This window comes from Litorilituus sediminis (assembly GCF_004295665.1).
GTDB lineage: Bacteria > Pseudomonadota > Gammaproteobacteria > Enterobacterales > Alteromonadaceae > Colwellia > Colwellia sediminis.
In genome coordinates, this window is record NZ_CP034759.1 from 3,621,856 (window position 1) to 3,640,825 (window position 18,970).

The following is an 18,970-nucleotide window of genomic DNA, read 5'->3' on the forward strand; positions in this document are numbered from 1 at the left end:
CAAAGCAAATGAATAATAAGCAGGGCAAACTTTCGTTATCTGCATTAGCTAGTGCTATTTTATTGGCAAGCATTCCGGCAACAAGCGTTTATGCTGATGATGATGTTGTTGGTGATGAAGGCAAGCGAACTGATTTTTTAGAGCGCATTCAAATCCTTGCTCATGATAATAAATTAAGAAAAGAAGCTGGCTCGGCGACCTTAATTGGTGAAGCTGAGTTAGAGAAATTTAAGTTTGATGATATTAACCGTGTACTAGCCAACGTACCCGGCATTAATCTTCGCGAAGAAGACGGTTACGGTTTAAGACCGAATATCGGCTTTCGTGGTGCCACACCTGAGCGTAGTAAGAAAATTACTATTATGGAAGATGGTATTTTAATTGGCCCAGCCCCTTATTCAGCGCCGCCTGCTTATTACTTTCCTATGATGTCGAAAATGACTTCAGTAGAAGTATTTAAAGGCCCAGCTGCCATTAAATATGGACCAATGACAGTGGCTGGTGCGCTTAATATGACTACGCGCGCTGTTCCTGATGGTCAAGAAGGCATGATAGATATTGCTGCAGGAAGTGATGCTTACACAAAAGTGCACGGCTATTATGGCGATAGAATCGGCGATTTAGGCTTTTTAATTGAAGCCATTAATATGCAATCAGATGGCTTTAAAGAGCTTGATGGTGGCGGTGATACAGGTTTTAACAAAAACGATATTATGGCTAAGTTTCGTTATGACATAGAAACTAAAGCAGCAGATCATACCTTTGAGTTAAAGCTTGCTTATGCTGATGAAAAATCAGATGAAACATATTTAGGCTTAAGCGATGAAGATTTTTACAAGTCGCCAAATCGCCGTTATGTTGCCAGCCAATTAGATAATATGGACTGGCAGCACCAGCAAGTGCAATTTACCCACTTTATGCAAGCTGACAGTTTTGATATTACTACCCGTGTTTATCGAAATGATTTTGAACGTTCGTGGTTTAAAGTAAATAACTTTAAAGATGGCACGAGTATTGATGATGTTCTGTTAACACCAGAAGAGCATGAAGTTTATTATCAGGTACTGACAGGGCAATTAGACTCTCAAAGTGAAGGGCAAAAAATCATTTTAGGTGATAATGCCCGTGAGTATTTCTCACAAGGCATTCAAAGTGAAATTTTCTGGCAGCAGAATTTATTTGGCTTAACGCATGAATTTAATGTCGGGGCACGATTCCATCAAGATCAGATAGAACGTAACCACACCACAGATGCTTTTATTATGCAGTCTACGCAACTCGTTTCAGATGGTAGTGCGCAAGTTGCCACCACCACAGATCGCGAAGAAACAGATGCAATATCAGTATTCTTTAAAGATACCATTAGCTATGAAGCGTTAGAGGTGACTTTAGGCTTACGTGGCGAGTTTTTAGATACTACCTATCAAAACCGCGCACCGGGAGAAGAAGATAACTGGCTTAAGAAAAGCTCTCATATCTGGTTGCCTAGTTTAAGTGTTTTTTACAGCATTAATGAGCAAGCCGGCTTATTATTTGGTGTTCACGAAGGTTTTATACCTACTAGCCCAAAACAAGATCCTAAAGTAGAAATAGAAAACAGTATCAACTATGAGTTTGGTGGTCGTTATAACGATGGTAATGCTAAAGTTGAAGCCATTGTTTTTTACAACGATATAAGCAACTTAAAAGAAAGTTGTTCATTTTCTCAAGGCGCAGCTTGTGGTGGTGAAGATACAGAGCATAGCGCAGGAGAAGTGGATGTTTACGGTTTAGAACTTACTGCTGGTTATCAGGTGTCGCTAAGCAAAGAGTTAGATATGCCATTATCACTGGTGTATACCTACAGTGATTCTGAATTTAAGAACAGCTTTGTATCAACCTTCCCTATGTGGGGTAAAATTGAAGCGGGTGATAGCTTACCTTATTTGCCAGAAAACCAATTAACACTGAACTTTGGCTTACAAGCGTCAGATTGGGATATTAACTTTATTGCTCGTTATGTTGATAGCATGCTAGAAGCTTCTGGTGACGGCGTGACCTTAGAAGGCGTTACAACTAAGGCATATACTATTGTTGATTTTTCAGCAAGCTATTATCTTGATGCTTGGGGTAAGATATACCTTAAAGTTGATAATATCTTGGATGAGCAAGAGATTGTTAGTCGTCGCCCTTATGGCGCCAGACCGGGTAAACCACAGCAGTTTTACGTTGGTTACCAATACAGTTTCTAAAAGGCTGCTGTTAATCTAGGTACTTTAGAACTAAGGATCTTTAATCTAGGTACTTATATCTAGGAATAGTATTGTGCTAAATCAAAGCAAGTTACTTTGTTTTGATTTAGCCTACTGGCTTTTATACTTCGCATCGACGCGATGGTCTGTACACACGGATTGCTTTACTCTATTTCAATTTGATTTGACTTAATTTAATTGGGCTGAGTTAAACTGTGGTAATTAAGCTAAAACGAGGCAAATGTGTTAGATTTTTTATCGCTTAACTTTACTGAATTAACTCAATATCTTTTTGATGCCAATAAGCGTATTTATATCGTTTATCTTGTCTCGGCATTGTTGTTAGCTATTCCTGTCTTTTTAAAAACATCGGCTGGTTTTTCTTTTGTTAACTTTATTAAGTTTGTGCTACCTAAGCATGTTTATACTCATAAATCGGCATGCCATGATTATGCTTTATTAGTGATAAATAAGTTAATTAAATCAGCGTTATTTCCGTTTATTGTTATTACCATGGCGCCGGTTGCTATGGCGGTATCGTCAGCCTTTGAGTGGACATTTGGTTATATTGAACCAATAGCCTTATCCTCATTTAGCATCATTGCCATATTCACCGTATTGTTATTTATTGCCGATGACTTTACTCGTTTTTACCTACATTATTTATTACATAAAGTACCGGCTCTATGGGAGTTTCATAAAGTGCATCACTCTGCGCTGGTGTTAACGCCTTTTACTATTTATAGAAGCCATCCGGTAGAAAGCCTTTTATACGCATTTAGAATGGCAATAACCCAAGGGGCAGTGGTGGGCATTTGCTATTACTTTTTTGGCCCAACGTTAAAAATGTATGACATTCTAGGCGCTAATGCGTTTGTCTTTTTATTTAACTTTTTTGGCTCAAACCTTCGCCATAGTCATATTTGGCTTAGCTGGGGTGATAAGGTAGAAAACTATTTTATTAGCCCTGCCCAACATCAAATTCATCACAGCGATAACCCAAAACACTTTGATGCTAATTTTGGCGCTGCACTGGCTTTGTGGGATAGATTATTTTCTTGCCATATTAAAGCATCACAAGTGGATAAAATAAATTATGGCATTAGTGTTGATCATCAAGGCCACAATAGCTTAGCGCAGATCTATTTTGAACCCTTCAAAAAAGCAGGACAGCGCTTGTTTACTCGCCGCTAAGCTGCTGATTTAATATCCACCTTCAGTTAAAAAAAGCTTGTAAATTTCTAGCAAAAGCGTAGAATACGCGAGCTTTTCTGTCGGTTCGGCAGAAAGTGTCTGGAAAATTCGTTTAACAAATTAAATTATAGAGGGCGATATGGTTACCATTCGTTTAGCTCGTGGTGGCGCTAAAAAGCGTCCATTCTATCAGGTTGTTGTTGCAGATAGCCGTAACTCTCGCGATGGTCGTTTCATCGAGAAAGTAGGTTTCTTCAACCCAACAGCACAAGGTCAAGCTGAGAAATTACGTTTAGACCTAGATCGTATCAACCACTGGGTTGGTCAAGGTGCTGGTTTATCTGATCGTGTGGCTAAGTTAGTTAAAGACGCACAAGCTGCTGCTTAATCGTTTTTTTAACTTAGTAGGTTGTAGGAGTTATCGTGAGTACAGAAAATCAAATTACCTTAGGTAAAGTAGGCGCAGTTTACGGCATCAAAGGTTGGTTGAGAATTCATTCATTCACTGATGATCCTGATGCCATTCTTGACTATTTTCCTTGGTCATTAAAATTAGGAAATAAAACGCAAACAGTAGAAATTACTGATTGGCGCAAACACAACAAAGGCTTGATTGTTAAAGTTGCTGGTATTGATGACAGAGATGTAGCGCAAAAGCTAGTAAGCTCTGAGATATTAGTTGACGAAAGTCGTTTACCAGAATTACCTGAAGGTGATTTTTACTGGCGCGATTTAATTGGCATGAAAGTGGTAACCAACAAAGGTTACGATATGGGTGTGGTTTCTGATTTATTAGAAACGGGCGCTAACGATGTACTGGTTGTAAAAGCTAACCTAAACGATGGTTTTGGCAAGAAGGAAAGGTTAATTCCTTACACTGTTGGCGAAGCGGTTGAATCGGTAAGCGTTGAAAATAAACAAATTTGTGTTGACTGGGACCCAGGTTTTTAACTTGTGACTAGTGTCAAAAACTCTGAAAAGAGCTTATGGATTGGGGTGATAAGCCTTTTTCCTGAAATGTTTGATGCTATTACCGAGTATGGGGTGACAGGCCGAGCGATCCGTAACGGACTTATTGAGTTTCACAAGTGGAACCCAAGAGACTTTACTCATGATCGACATCGCACTGTAGATGACCGACCTTATGGCGGTGGTCCAGGGATGTTGATGATGGTACAACCGTTAACCGATGCCATCAATGCTGCAAAAGCTGCAGCAGAAAAAGATGGTAGGAACGTAAAGGTTATTTATTTGTCGCCACAAGGGCGAAAGTTGGATCAACAAGGCGTAAGTGAATTAGCGCAAGATGACTGCCTGATATTTATAGCAGGTCGTTATGAAGGCATAGACGAGCGAGTAATCGAGTCATTAGTTGACGAAGAATGGTCGGTCGGCGATTACATTTTAAGTGGTGGTGAACTGCCAGCAATGAATGTAATTGATGCGGTAGCACGGTTAGTGCCGGGTGTATTAGGACATGTAGACTCAGCTGAGCAAGATTCTTTCTCAAATGGGTTATTAGATTGTCCGCATTACACAAGGCCAGAAGTATTGGCAACTCCGCAAGGAGAGCAAATGCCAGTACCCAAAGTGTTACTGAGCGGTAATCATGAACACATACGTCAATGGCGCCAACAGCAATCCTTATTAAGGACATGGACCAGAAGACCAGAACTATTAACTGACCTAGCTCTGACAGCTGAGCAGGAGAAAATGTTAGCTTTAATTAAAAAACAAGCGAAACAGTAATTCACCCAGACTGTGAAACCTAGGAAGAAGGTAATTATGAGTAAAATTATTGAAATGCTCGAGCAAGAGCAAATGAAGCAAGACCTACCAGCATTCGCACCAGGCGACACTGTAGTAGTTCAAGTAAAAGTTACTGAAGGTGATAAGTCACGTCTTCAAGCATTTGAAGGTGTTGTTATTGCTGTTAAAAACCGCGGCTTACACTCTGCTTTCACAGTTCGTAAAATCTCGAACGGTGTTGGTGTTGAGCGTGTATTCCAGACACACAGCCCATTAGTTGACTCAATTGAAGTTAAACGTCGTGGTGATGTTCGTCAAGCTAAACTTTACTATCTTCGTGAGCGTTCAGGTCGTTCTGCACGTATCAAAGAGAAGTTGGCTAAGAAGTAATATTGCGCTAAGCAATTATTATTCTAAGCAATGCTTGAAAAGAACTGAAAAGCCTGTGTGGGAAACCACACAGGCTTTTTTGTATTTTTGCACTAGTCTAAGTAGACGATTAAAACTATTAAAACGAAAAGGAAAGATGATGGCTAAACATAAGCCTAAGCTGAGAAAACAGCAAAAAACAACCAATGCTACTGAGTTTGAAAGAGGCGAAATTAAAGATAACTTCCTTAAAGCCTTAGTTACCTCAAAGGTATATAAAATGCAGGTAGTTAAAGCGAAAAAAGGTAAAGGCTCATTTAAACGAAAAGCAAAACACCAAGGCCAAGAGCCTTATTTAATCGCTGCTTAATTTAACTTAGCTTGTTTTAATTTAGTTAAGACAGCCGTGATTAAATAAGGCTTTTCGCCTTACCTTTCATATAAACAGGTGTTTTTATTTAGTTGATATTTGCTGTTATTGAGTAGCAAATATCAACTAAACACCTCACTAATTAGCTAGTTAGCACTTGGCTTGAGCTTGCAGCTAACCTATATTAGTGATTAATTCTTTACAGGAAAAGCAGGCGACTACCAAAGAAGTTTATTAGATTGGCCTATTTTACAACAAGCGATAGCATTAGCTGGGCAATGGCGTGAGTCTTAACTAGAGAGTGCTAGGGTTTAGGGAGTGTGTTTAAGCACCGTTAAATATTTTGAATTAAGGAGTATCAGGCATGGAAACACTCAGAGAAATCATGGCAACACTTACCTTTATTGCTGGTACTGTATTGATATTTTCACTTATCGGCGCTTTTCATTGGGGAACTTTATTAGCAAGCTTTGCCTGCTTTTTAGCGGCTTATCTTATCTGGCCAAGTAAACGCAGCGGCCAGCGAGAACGAGAAAATGTCTTTCTTGATGTGTTAGAACTTATTATTGAGTTTCCGATGGAAATACTTTTTTGGCTATTTAGGCTTATTGGTCGTTTGTTTCGTAGTAAAGAAGGCGGATTTGATATTGATATCTAGCTGGCTAGGATAAGGAGCAATTTGTTCGATATTTTACTTTTGCTACTTAACCTCAGCTTTGCACAAGAAATAGCGCTAAGCTTAATGTAATATTCGTATTGTTCTCATTGTTATTTACCCAACTTTATTATTTTTTAGTGTGATTGTGCTATTGAGGTTTTTTAATAAGCCCAGCCTTTAATAGTTATAACTTCCGCTAACTTCCCTCATTTTTTACTGATTTTGCACGCTTTCTGAGCAAGCAAAATAAATTCTGCTGTCATCTGTTTGCAATATTACCGACATCAAAAAGTCACACTTTCAAAACATTTCTGTAATTTTTCTCCCCTAACATGTAGCGAAATTTAATTTATGTATTTATTCACTTTGATTGAAGTAAAGAAAAAGTGAATGAAATCAAACTTAACATTCATACATTGCTGCGGAGCAACTGAGAAATGCAAACTAAAAAGAACTTTAAACTAAGTGTTATAGCAACAGCCTTGTCATTGGGTTTAACAGCCTGTGGTGGCGATATTAACTTATCATCTGAGGTGGATAATTCAGTAGGTGATACAAATATTACTAACCCTGCACCAACTAACCCAGATCCAGATAACGGCGTTGAACTTCCTGGTAAAGCAAATACTGCGTTAAGCACTGAAGTTTCAGGAGCACTTGGTTTTGATGTACAAGTACAAATTCTTGATAGCAAAATCGAACAAGATACAACTTTAGTTGCCAGCCAAAACGGCAAGCCAGTAATGTACGCAATCAATGGTGCATTAGAAGTAGGTAATTCAACGCCTCGTTCAGATAGCTCAGTTACTTTAACAATTGAGCCAGGTGTAGTTATGTTTGGCCAATCAGGTAATGATTACCTAGTTGTTCAACGTGACGGTAAAATCATGGCTGAAGGTACTAAATCTAAGCCAATTATCATGACATCAATTCAAGATGTTAAAGGTGAAGAAACTTCAGCAGGTCAATGGGGCGGTGTAGTTATTTTAGGTAACGCGCCATCAAATGACTGTCCAGATGACGGCAGCGATTGTGCGCTGCAAGTTGAAGGTGTATCGGAAGGTGCAGTATACGGTGGTACTGACTGGGAAGATAATTCAGGTAGCTTAAAGTACCTTGTTGTTAAAAATGCTGGTTATGAAATCGCAACTGACAACGAATTAAACGGTATCACCTTTGGTGGTGTTGGTTCAGGTACAATGGTTGATTACATCCAAGTACACGCAAACGCTGATGATGGTGTTGAGTTCTTCGGTGGTGCAGTTAACGTTAAACACTTAGTGTTAACAGGTAACAAAGATGACAGCATCGATTGGGACCAAGGTTATAAAGGTATGATCCAACATGCTTACATTGAGCATGCGAAGAATGCTGGTGAAGCAAACCGTGCTATTGAAGCGGATAACGACAAAACTACGCCAGATAAAGAGCCACAATCTAACCCAACAATCTCTAACATCACTATTATCGGTAACAACTTCGATACCGCTGATAAAGACTCTGAAGGTATTTACTTACGTCGCGGTACTGCAGCGAAAATATTCAACACTGTAGTGACTGGCCCTAGCGAAATGGGTGAGTGTTTAGAGCTTGAAGGTGGTAAAACATCATCAGTAACGGTTGATAATGCTAACAGCGGTAAGATTGTTATTCAAAACACGGTAATGGCTTGTAGCAACGGCGAAAACTTTAAAGATGCTAAAGCAGACCAAGGTACTTCTGATAAGTCAGACGATACTTTATTACTTGATTTAGAAACCTGGTTCACGGCAGAGCCATCAAACAGCATCAGCAACTCAATCTTAATTGGCGCTGATGGTATTCCTGATGCTAACTCACCATTAATTGCTGCTGGTGCAGGTCAAGACGTATCAAGCACGCAAAATGGCTTCTTTGATAGTGTTGATTACATTGGTGCATTTGATGGCAGCAATGACTGGCGTCAAGGTTGGGCATACGGTTTCGGTGGTGGTGTAGTAACAGCACAAGCTGAAGTTGAAGGTTGTCCTACAGGTACTACAGCAATTTCTCCTGCTGATGGCGTAACTACGACCTGTGAAATTTCAGGTACGGTTACTAGCGATTTAACGCTAACAGCTAATAACTTATACGCGTTAAACGGCCCAGTATTTATTGGTGAAGATAAAGCTAACAGCGCAACATTAAATATTGAAGCAGGTACCACTATTTTTGGTCGTTCAGGTGAAGATTACTTAGTGATTAGCCGTGACTCAAAAATTGAAGCAAACGGTAGTGCAAGCGCGCCAATTACCTTTACTTCAAGTGCTGATGTTGCCGGTGAAGAAACTTCATCAGGTCAATGGGGCGGTATGGTTATCTTAGGTAACGCGCGTTCAAACGACTGCCCAGATGACGGCTCAGACTGTGCTTTACAAGTTGAAGGCGTACAAGAAGGTGGTGTATACGGTGGTACAAACGATGAAGATAGCTCAGGTACATTACGCTATGTTGTTGTTAAGCACGCAGGTTATGAAATCTCAACAGACAACGAGTTAAACGGTATCACCTTTGGTGGTGTTGGCTCAGGTACTAAAGTTGAGTACATCCAAGTACACGAAAATGCTGATGATGGTGTTGAGTTCTTCGGTGGTACGGTAAACCTTAAGTATGTTGTTTTAACGTCTAACAAAGATGACAGTGTTGATTGGGACCAAGGCTACCGCGGTAACATCCAATACGTACTTGTTAAGCACGATGCTAACGACGGTGAAGGTAACCGTGGTATTGAAGCAGATAACGACAAAACTACGCCAGATAAAGGCCCACAATCTAACCCAACTGTGGCAAACGTAACCATTATTGGTAACAACTTCGATACTGATGATAAAGACTCAGAAGGTATCTACTTACGTCGCGGTACTAAAGCACAGTTACACAACTTTGTGGTAACAGGTCCAGCAGGCATGGGTGAGTGTTTTGAAATTGAAGGTGGTAAAACAACTTCAACTACCGTTGACCAAGCAGTAGCGGGTGAGACGGTAATTACTAACTCAGTGTTTGCTTGTGGTGAGAACTTCAAGGACTCTAAAGCTGACCAAGGTACAGCGGATAAGTCTGATGATATTACCTTACTTGACTTACAAGATTGGGTATTAAATCAGAACATGAATAACTCAGAAGCGGCAACTTCTACTGATGTGCTAGACGGTATCTTCACAATTGATACTACGCCAGCCAAAGATTTCACAGGTAGTGCTTTCTTTGACAATGCCAGCCACATCGGTGCGGTAACTAAGAGCAACAACTGGACTGCTGGTTGGACTGTAGGTCTAGAATAATCAGCTAATTGCTCAATACGCCGTCGCTAATACTCCCAACCATTAGTGACGGCTTTCGACATACCAATTGAATTAACTATTTGAACATTCAGCGAGAGTTAAAAGGCTTATAGGCAAGGCATTGATTGCAGAGAATGGTAACCCCTTGTCAAAATCAATAACACAGCATATAAGCCTTTTAAACTCGCCCTAGGGAGCTTGTCAGGAAGGCGATAATTTAACAAATTTCTTTGCTGGAGAATGACTACAGCAGCATAAATTTGCTTTATTCTCACCACCCTGACACAGCTCTGAATTGCTTAAATAATTATTTCACTTGGTATGAATGCAAGTTCCTTATCATGAGGTTAGAAATGAACAAGCAAATATTTCCAAAGCCGCACAGTAAACGCTTTTCGCTAACAAGCTTAGCGGTTGCAGTTTTGGCAAGCTTACCAGCTTACAGCGCATTGGCTGAAGAAGCGCAAGATGACGCGCAAGCCATGGAAGAAGTGGTTGTTAAAGCCAGTCGCTTAAAAGGTACCGCCAGTGCGGTAATGCAAGAACGTAAAAACCAAGCCTTTATTGCCGATATTCTTGGTGCTGAGCAAATCTCGCGCACAGGTGATTCAAACGCGGCTGCGGCATTACGTCGTGTTACAGGTATCACTTTAGTTGATGGTAAGTTTATTTACGTACGTGGTTTAGGTGAGCGCTTTTCAAGTACGCAACTTAATGGTGCTGCGGTACCAAGCCCAGATCCAACACGTACTGTTATCCCGTTAGATTTATTCCCAGCATCAATTATTGAATCTTTATCGGTACAAAAGTCATATTCAGCGTCTATGCCAGCACACTTTGCTGGTGGTAATGTTGATGTTCGTTTAAAGTCTATTCCAACTGATTTTGTTTTTACCATGCAAGGTAAAATCGGTGGTAACTCAAATAACTTTGACGATGGTCTAACCTATAACGGTGGCGATGACGATTGGTACGGTAAAGATGATGGCACACGTGCCGCACCACAAGCGTTAAAAGATTTATGGAGCAGCTATACGTCCTTAAATGACTTATCGCAGTCTGATAACCGTGAAATTGCTGCACAATTAAATCGTGATTACGATCCTGAAAAATCGAGCATCAACCCAAATACAGGTTTTGATGTCACCTTAGGTAATCGCTTTGATTTTGATGATTTCCGCTTAGGTTTCTTATCGGCGGTTTCTTACGATAATAAGTGGGAAGTATCAGAAGGGTACGAAGGACAAGATTTTACCTTTGAGGAAGGTCAAGAAGGCGAGGCAGGTGAGTGGACACTTGTGCGCGGTTTTGATGATATTCAATCAACCGAACATACAGTACGTTTTTCTGGCATGTTAAACCTAGGTTTAGAGTTTCGACGTGAACACCGTATCGAATTTGGCTCATTAATCCTTCACGATACGCGCGATGAAGTACGTGACAAGTTAGGTAACAGCAATAACGTTGCTATTAGTGATGGTTTACGTATTCGCGATAGCCAAGTGATTTACGAAGAGCGTGAAATGATCGCCAACCAAATTCGCGGTACCCATAATTTTTCTGACTTTTGGAATATTGGTTTAGACTGGTTCTATTCAGATGCGCGCTCTAATCGTGATGCACCTGGTAATGTTTCAACCCGTTATATTATCGCGGATGGCTCAAACGGTCAGCCAGAAGATGGTATTTTTGATTTAATCAATGAAAGCTCATTACGAAAAGCAACCACTGCCTCTCGTTATAGCTTCCAAGACTTAGAAGATAACGTAGAAAACTACTGTTTTAAATTCTCACTACCGTTAAGCTTTGACGGGGTTGAAGTTGAGTTAAAAGCCGGCGGTAACTTTGTTGAAAAAACACGTGATGCTATGGCAAGACGTGTCGATATCAATACCTTAGCCTTTGATGACATTGATTTAACGGGTTATCAAATGAATAACATCTTAACCGACGATGTTATGTTAAATCATCCGCTAAAAGCGAATGAGTTAGTATTGCGTGATACCTCAACCGCGGGTGATGATTACTATTCTGGTCAGTTAATTGATGCTTATTTTGCTGATGCTGATTTCTTCTTTGCTCAGAAATGGCGTGCAACTTTAGGTTTTCGTTATGAAGATTATCGTCAAGTGGTTGCTCCGCTAGATCCAGCAACAGGTAAGTTTGACTTTAAAAATGAGCCGCCAACCTTGCAAGAGCTTGAAGACTTAGCCTTCCAAGAAGACGATGTATTTGGTGCATTAGCGTTAACTTATGAATTAAACCCACAAATGCAATTTCGTGGCTCATATGCGCAAACAACTATTCGCCCAGATATCCGTGAAGTGGCACCCGCAACCTATATTGACCCATTAACAGGTTTCCCAATTGGTGGTACGCCAGCAGTAAAAAGTACGCTAATTGATAACTACGATTTACGTTGGGAATGGTATTTAGAAAGCGGTGAAAACCTCTCGGTTGGTTTATTCTACAAAGATATGGAATTACCTATTGAAGCGGTACAATCACCATCACAAGATGGTCCACCGCTTATTCGTATCGCTAATGCCGAAGATGGTTATGTTTACGGTATGGAAGTTGAATTCTTAAAAGACTTTAACTTCTTAGGTGAATACGCAGAAGGTTTCTTCTTGTCAGGTAACTTCACCTTAAGTGAATCAGAAATCAATATTGATACGCAAAAAGTGGTTGAGCAAACCGGTGTTTCAACATCAATTACTAACCCAACCAGAGCAATGACAGGTCATTCTCCTTGGGTAGTCAATATGAACTTAGGTTGGGATGCTGCAAACGGTAATCACAGTGCAACACTTGCTTATAACGTGTTTGCTGAGCGTATTATTATTCCTGGTATTGATGATAAAGATGATGCTTACGAGCAGCCATTCCATTCATTAGATTTTGTTTACACTTATTACCCAACGTATTCGTCTACGTTGAAATTTAAAGTACAAAACATGCTAAATCAGGATAAAGAAATCACTTTTGATGACACCTTACTTCGCAGCGAAACCAAAGGCGTTCGCTTTGAAGTGGCACTTAAGTGGGATTTTTAGTTCCCTTTAACACGTTAGGTAAAACTTGCTCGCAGCAAGATTGTGTTACAAGCTACTAACTTAGGTTAGTAGCTTTTTTTATCTTATCGCTAACCACTAATAGCTAATTCCATATCAATGCGATGCATATCCTGTCCCCAACCATGGGCTTGCTCACTTACCTTAATGGCACCAAATTTTGCAAAAAACGGCGCAGATAAATGACTTGCGGCAATTTTTATATGTTTAAGGTGATTGGCTTTACCAGCTGCTATGGCTCGTTTCATAAATTGAGCACCAATGCCTAAACCTTGTGATTTTGGTGAAATTAATATCCAGTTAATATGCTTATAATCTGCTTCGTCGCCTAAAATGCCAAATGCGCCAACAACTGCTTCATCAAGGGTACATACTTGATATCCTTCAGGCATAGTATCAAGAAAATTTTCATAATCTTCACGCTCATTGGCGGCAAAATATTTCGGACAGTTTTCATCAAATAGCGCAAGGCAACTATTTTTGTCTCTTGATCTATAGGCGCTAAAGCGTAGTGTTGAAGACATAAGGTTTATCTCATTAATTTGAATTGGACGCTGTTATATAGCGAATACTAATTTTGTTAAAACTGCCCCAAGTTTGCTCTGCTTTATATTGCCTGCTAAAGCGTGCTTGTGAAATAACAAGCTCATCATTAGATGACCAAGTCAGTGTTATAGCATTATTATCTGGATGACCGTCAACCACCATAATGTTACCGCTTTCGTTAGCGAGCGTGCTATCAGCGTTTAAGAGTGAAACTTGACTGCTAAAACCTGTGGTAGCGCCGCAATCACGTTGAAACAGTACAGCTTTATACGTTTTGTTTGGTGAAAGCTGCTCAGCAAATACTTGGTTTTCACAAACATTGGCGCTTAGAAGGAAAAATAGAAAGGCCAGTACGGCCAAAATACCAAGTGCTAGCATTGCGATTGAGGCTGCAATTCTTTTCCAAATATTCATAGGTATAAGTTGCTTCCTGCATTTTAAGGGTAAATTTTTAACAAAGTTAAGAGCTTATAGCATAGTAACATAATGTATTTTTATATGAATCAGTATATTGCGATATAGATATAACAATGGCTGTAGATGGTAGCTACTGACTACAAGTCCCTTAGTAGGTGGTGGGAAGGTGTAGAATATACTGTTCTGTAGTGGTGTTATAGTGTTTGAATATAATATTTAGCACTAGTGAGTTTTAATTAATAACACTACTAAAACCTAATATTGTGATGATTTCTTTATGGTTTTAAGTGAAATTTAATCACCTAATTATGTTTTTATTGTTAAATCAATTCAATTATATGTTTGTTAAAAATTATGTTGTTAACTCCATTGGTTGAAAAGTTGGGTTGTGTCAGAAAACTTTACAACGTTACAGTACAAAATATTTCCTAACTTTTCATCATGTTGAAATTCTTAGCAATTACTGTTGTGGTATGTTTTTTGTACTATTATAGAAAGATTATAAAATTACTTTTTTACGATCACCTAACAAAATCAATGGAAGGGGATTAAAAAGGAAAACAAAATGAATATAAAAATGTTAAAAGCAGCATTAACTAGTTTAATCTTATCTGTAAGTACTATTGCAAATGCAGGCTTGATTCAATTAGATGGTATGGGAAGCATTAAAGAGTGGGTTGATCTAGAGAGTACAGCAGGTGAAATGCCCGAATTTATATGGGGGAATAGCGATTCTCTTAATGCAAATAAAATAGGTCTTTATATTGAATTGGCTGATGGGCGGAGTGGCTCGTTAGTTTATAGCGGGGTATCGGGGTTATGGAACAGTACTTTTGCAAATTTAGCACCTGATATCGCAACTGGTGTGTTTTCCTCTTCACCATTTCTTCATTTTTTATTCAATACTGCAAAGACATTAACATATCCGCAAGCTCTTCCAGCAGCATGGTCTAATGCGACTATTTCAGGAGTAACAGGCAATTTTGACTTAAGTTATTATGAGCAAGTAGGATCAAATTTTAGAGCAGATATTGCTGGTTGGGAAAGAGCAACAATAACAACATATAGTTCTGCATATTCACCAGTCGATGTTCCAGAACCATCAACACTAGCTATTTTATCACTAGGAATTATGGGTTTAGCATCGCGTCGATTTAAGAAACAATCTTAATAATTTAAAATTGTTTAATTCTAGAAAGCATCAATTGTCATGATTGATGCTTTTTTGTGTCATAGCAACTCCTCACTTGATTAATGATAGCGTTGTATTGACCAGTTGACCTGACAGTTCTCGTAAAACTTATGCAATTAACTACTTCATTTGATACAAGGTTAGTGATAAACCGGCGTCTTGTTGCATTTGTACTTCATTGATGAGCTTTTTATTAAGTTGTTGTTGCTCGCTTGTCGCAATGGCTAATGAGGTATCATGAAATTGAATGTTGGCCGGTGTTGGCTTGGTTTGCACTCTACCTTGGGTAAATAAAATCGCCAAGCGCAGTAGTTGAATTAATAATTTAAGGCGGCTATTGCTGATGCTGTAATTCTCCGCTTTAAACTTAAATTTTATCTTCGCGCGATGGTGCGACACCATAGCGGCAATGGTTCGCTGCTCTGTTTCGCTAAAACCTGGCATATCACTATGCTCAATAATATAGGCGCCATGACGGTGGCGTTTTTTGGCATTGATGGATATACCTATTTCGTGAAGCTGTGCGCTCCACATCAATAAGGTAATTTCATCAGGCGTTAAAGCAATTGCCGTGTTGTTTAGCTGCTCAATAAAGGTGTGGATTTGAGCTTGTACGCTTTGACTAAAGCGCTGGTCAATATGATGTAGTTTGACTAAATTATTGATAGTTCGCTCGCGCGTATCAATATCGGTTCTTAAATCACTTAACTGATATAATACACCTTCGCGCACGCCACCTTGGCTAAAGGTTATGTGTTGAATATTAAGCTGTTTAAAGCATGCTGACAATATAGCTACAGCACCGGCAATAAGCGGGCGTCTTTGTTCTTCAATACAATGTAGTGGTAGGTTGTTGCTATGCCCCCAAAGGATTAACTGTTTTACCAAGCGCTTTAAACGCTTCGCTGATATTTTTTCATCGCCGTAAAGTGCTAACATAATTTGGCTAATCACCTTGATTGAGCCAGAAGTGCCTAGCGCCATTTTCCATGAGCATTTACGGTATTTATCGGCAATTGCTTGTAATTTTTCTTCAGCATCTTGCTGCGCAGCTTTCATCATGTCAGCGCTGATCACACCGCTTTTAAAAAATTGCTGATAATAGCTAATACAGCCCATATCTAAGCTATCCGCTAATTGCGGGAAGAATTTATTACCAATGACAAACTCAGTACTGCCGCCGCCAATATCTACAATAAGTGTTTTGCCACGAATTGGCTGGGTATGCGCAACACCGTTATAAATAAGCTCAGCTTCCATTTGCCCTGAAATAATATCGATAGGGTAGGGAATAACTTTTTTGGCTTGCTCAATAAAGTCGTCACTATTTTTTGCTTTTCTTAATGCGTAAGTGGCAACAATACGTACTGAAATATCGGCTAGGTTTTCGATTGACTGCTTAAATTCTTTTAAACAATCAAGGGCGTTATCAATAGCGGCTTGGTTGAGTAAATTATCACTGCTTAAGCCTGCGCCCAAGCGCACTTGCTGCTTTTGTCTGTGCACTATTTGTAAACAGCCGCCTTGTTCGCGGGCAACTATCATATGAAAGCTATTTGAGCCTAAATCAATAGCGACATAATGTTTGCTGTGGCTATCCGGCGTCGCGGCAAAGTTGGCGTTTGTGGTCATCTTGCTCATGGGTAATTATCTTTTGTTGTTGTTTTAAGTATTGATGAATCGCGAGCTGTGCGCGAATTGGCTCTACTTGCCCTGTTGCTGGCTTATTTGCTATTTGGTAACTATTGCTCTGCTGTGTATCTAATACTCTGGCTTTAGTATTGTCCATTAACTGAATATTAATGATATCAATAATAGTCTGTTTAACCTGAGGGCAAAGTACAGGGCAGCCAACTTCCACGCGTTGATCTATATTACGTGTCATCCAATCAGCGGAAGAGATAAACACCTTTTGCTCACCTGCACTTTCAAAAATAGCAACTCTAGGGTGCTCTAAAAAACGATCAACCAAACTGATGGCAGTTATATTTTCACTTTGTCCGGCAACGCCAGTTACTAGTGAGCAAATACCGCGCACAATTAATTTTATTGGCACGCCAGCGCTACTAGCTTGATAAAGCTTTTTGATCAGGCCATGATCAACCAAGTTGTTCACTTTTAGTGTAATGCCACAAGGGTTGTTATGGTGCGCGGCGATGATCTCTTGGTCGATTAAGCTTTCAATGGTGTCACGTGAGTTAATCGGCGATACCATTAAGTGATTGAAGTTAAACTGCAAATACGGGAATTTAATAAACTCAAATACTTGCGCGACTTCGGCTGTTATTTCACTTTGGCAGGTAAATAAGCTGAAGTCGGTATAGATTTTGGCATTTTTTTCATGAAAATTGCCCGTACCAATATGGGCATAGCGTACGCGATTATTGTGCTCATTGCGGGTAATTAAACAAATTTTAGCGTGTACTTTTAAGCTGGGAATGCCAAAGGTTACATTGGCTCCGGCACTGGTTAATACTTCCGCCCAGTTAAGGTTTGCTTCTTCATCAAAGCGCGCACGTAGCTCTATATTAACGCAAACTTCTTTACCATTTTTTACCGCTTCAATCAGGGCGGCGATAATGCGTGATTTTTTTGCAACCCGATATAGGGATATTTCAATTTTCTCAACTTTAGGATCATAAGCCGCTTGTCGTAACCATTCAGTAAAATACGAGAACTTATGGTAGGGGTAATAAAGCAGAATATCTCGTGCTTGAATGGCGGAAAAAGCATTGTCGTAACGGCTAAAGTAGTCTTGCTCTAGGGCTGGTAACTTATCATAGTGTAAATCGGCGTTACCTATGATTGGGAATTCAATAAAGTCTTTAAAGCTGTGGTACCTGCCACCTGATATTAACCCTTGGTTAGAGCTTATGCCTAAATGTTGTTTAAGAATGGCGAGCATGCTTAGGGGCATTTTTTTATCGTAAACCAAGCGCGTTGGTTCGGCGCTGATGCGCTTTTTTAAACCCGATTGCATTTGTTCAGACAAGCTCAGGCTAAATTCATTGCTGACATCAAATTCAGCATCGCGGGTTAATTTCATTGAGTAAGCATTGATTTGTTCAAACTCAAAAAAACCTTGAAAGATCTGCGCTAAGCAGTGGCGAATTACGTTATCTAATAAAATGATTTCTGTATTGGCAGGGCTTTGGCAAGTTGGCAGAATAACAAAGCGCGGCACGTTACTACTGGGCACTTCAACTAGCGCATATTGCACTTGTTCTGCTTTAGTCATCGACACCATCAAATAGGTTGAGTCATCATTAATATGATCTTTTAAGTTTACTTGCTCGTTAATGATCAACGGAAATATATGCCGACGCAGCTTATCTTTAAAATACTGCTCTAGCCATACTTGGTGCTGCTCTGATAACTGCATTTCATTAATCAGGCTAATATCATGCTTATCTAGCTCTTGTAGTAAGGCTTGGTAAGTGTCATCGAAAATTTCCTGAAGTTCGATAACCTTAGCTTGAATATTATCAAATAGAGCTACGGCTTGTTGTCGCTGTTTTGCCGTGTTGGCAAATTGCACTTTTCGGCGAACATCGGCAACACGTACTCGATAGAACTCATCCATATTACTTGAGTAGATACCCAGAAACTTAATACGCTCAAGCAAGGGGACGCTGACATCTTGTGCTTCTTGTAGCACGCGGTGATTAAATGAAAGCCAACTGAGCTCTTTCTCAAGAAATTTCATGTTGATGCACTCCTAACAACAAACATTATTCCGACAAGGAATTGTCAATAGAAAAGGCGAAGTGTAGGAGGCGAGTGTTGCAATTTGATGACGTTAATGACGACAAATTTGCCCAAGAGAAAATATTCATATAGGGCATAAAAAGAGCTTAATAGCTGATGCCTT

General features: G+C 39.7%; 15 protein-coding genes. 11 read left to right on the forward strand and 4 right to left on the reverse strand.

The genetic code is table 11. The features are described 5' to 3' along the window. The first annotated feature begins 8 nt into the window (after positions 1-8). The 10 genes from EMK97_RS16065 (at position 9) to EMK97_RS16110 (ending at position 12,926) form a co-directional block, all read left to right on the forward strand. Positions 9-2,231: a TonB-dependent receptor family protein gene (locus tag EMK97_RS16065; RefSeq protein WP_130603805.1), complete on the forward strand. Its 2,223-nt coding sequence runs from the start codon at positions 9-11 to the stop codon at positions 2,229-2,231. 243 nt (positions 2,232-2,474) lie between these two features. Continuing rightward, positions 2,475-3,425 carry a sterol desaturase family protein gene (locus EMK97_RS16070; RefSeq protein WP_130603806.1) on the forward strand — a complete coding sequence of 317 codons (951 nt, stop codon included), beginning with the start codon at positions 2,475-2,477 and terminating at the stop codon, positions 3,423-3,425. A 139-nt stretch (positions 3,426-3,564) separates the two neighbouring features. Continuing rightward, a complete protein-coding gene (gene rpsP, locus EMK97_RS16075; RefSeq protein WP_044835858.1) occupies positions 3,565-3,813 on the forward strand; it encodes a 30S ribosomal protein S16 in 249 nt (82 codons plus the stop codon). A gap of 35 nt (positions 3,814-3,848) precedes the next feature. Further along, on the forward strand, positions 3,849-4,376 hold the full coding sequence (gene rimM / locus EMK97_RS16080; protein WP_130603807.1) for a ribosome maturation factor RimM: 528 nt from the start codon (positions 3,849-3,851) through the stop codon (positions 4,374-4,376). A 66-nt stretch (positions 4,377-4,442) separates the two neighbouring features. Continuing rightward, positions 4,443-5,174 carry a tRNA (guanosine(37)-N1)-methyltransferase TrmD gene (gene trmD / locus EMK97_RS16085; protein WP_130604519.1) on the forward strand — a complete coding sequence of 244 codons (732 nt, stop codon included), beginning with the start codon at positions 4,443-4,445 and terminating at the stop codon, positions 5,172-5,174. A gap of 36 nt (positions 5,175-5,210) precedes the next feature. Further along, the gene (gene rplS, locus EMK97_RS16090; protein ID WP_130603808.1) at positions 5,211-5,564 is read left to right on the forward strand and encodes a 50S ribosomal protein L19; all 354 of its coding nucleotides are present in this window, start codon (positions 5,211-5,213) and stop codon (positions 5,562-5,564) included. 139 nt (positions 5,565-5,703) lie between these two features. After that, entirely contained in the window at positions 5,704-5,913 is a 210-nt protein-coding gene (arfA, locus tag EMK97_RS16095) for an alternative ribosome rescue factor ArfA (RefSeq protein ID WP_130603809.1), read from the forward strand. A gap of 364 nt (positions 5,914-6,277) precedes the next feature. Continuing rightward, positions 6,278-6,571 carry a hypothetical protein gene (locus EMK97_RS16100; RefSeq protein WP_130603810.1) on the forward strand — a complete coding sequence of 98 codons (294 nt, stop codon included), beginning with the start codon at positions 6,278-6,280 and terminating at the stop codon, positions 6,569-6,571. 437 nt (positions 6,572-7,008) lie between these two features. Continuing rightward, positions 7,009-9,870: a hypothetical protein gene (locus EMK97_RS16105; protein ID WP_130603811.1), complete on the forward strand. Its 2,862-nt coding sequence runs from the start codon at positions 7,009-7,011 to the stop codon at positions 9,868-9,870. A gap of 353 nt (positions 9,871-10,223) precedes the next feature. Next, a complete protein-coding gene (locus EMK97_RS16110; protein WP_130603812.1) occupies positions 10,224-12,926 on the forward strand; it encodes a TonB-dependent receptor domain-containing protein in 2,703 nt (900 codons plus the stop codon). A gap of 89 nt (positions 12,927-13,015) precedes the next feature. On the opposite strand, the gene EMK97_RS16115 is transcribed toward EMK97_RS16110, so the two are convergent. After that, positions 13,016-13,468 (reverse strand): GNAT family N-acetyltransferase, encoded by a 453-nt coding sequence (locus tag EMK97_RS16115; protein WP_130603813.1) that lies wholly within the window; start codon positions 13,466-13,468, stop codon positions 13,016-13,018. Positions 13,469-13,481: 13 nt separating this feature from the next. Continuing rightward, positions 13,482-13,904, reverse strand: a complete 423-nt coding sequence (locus EMK97_RS16120; protein WP_130603814.1) for a DUF5412 family protein — start codon at positions 13,902-13,904, stop codon at positions 13,482-13,484. Between the two features lie 568 nt (positions 13,905-14,472). On the opposite strand from EMK97_RS16120, the gene EMK97_RS19250 reads away from it, so the two are divergent. After that, complete coding sequence (locus EMK97_RS19250; protein ID WP_246028816.1) at positions 14,473-15,078, forward strand: PEP-CTERM sorting domain-containing protein; 606 nt, start codon at positions 14,473-14,475, stop codon at positions 15,076-15,078. A gap of 141 nt (positions 15,079-15,219) precedes the next feature. Here EMK97_RS19250 and ppx read toward each other — a convergent pair whose 3' ends face one another. Both ppx and ppk1 read right to left on the reverse strand, forming a co-directional pair. Further along, positions 15,220-16,740: an exopolyphosphatase gene (ppx, locus tag EMK97_RS16130; protein ID WP_130603815.1), complete on the reverse strand. Its 1,521-nt coding sequence runs from the start codon at positions 16,738-16,740 to the stop codon at positions 15,220-15,222. Then, a complete protein-coding gene (ppk1, locus tag EMK97_RS16135; RefSeq protein WP_130603816.1) occupies positions 16,694-18,805 on the reverse strand; it encodes a polyphosphate kinase 1 in 2,112 nt (703 codons plus the stop codon). The genes ppx and ppk1 overlap by 47 nt, the downstream gene beginning before the upstream one ends. Positions 18,806-18,970: the final 165 nt, after the last annotated feature.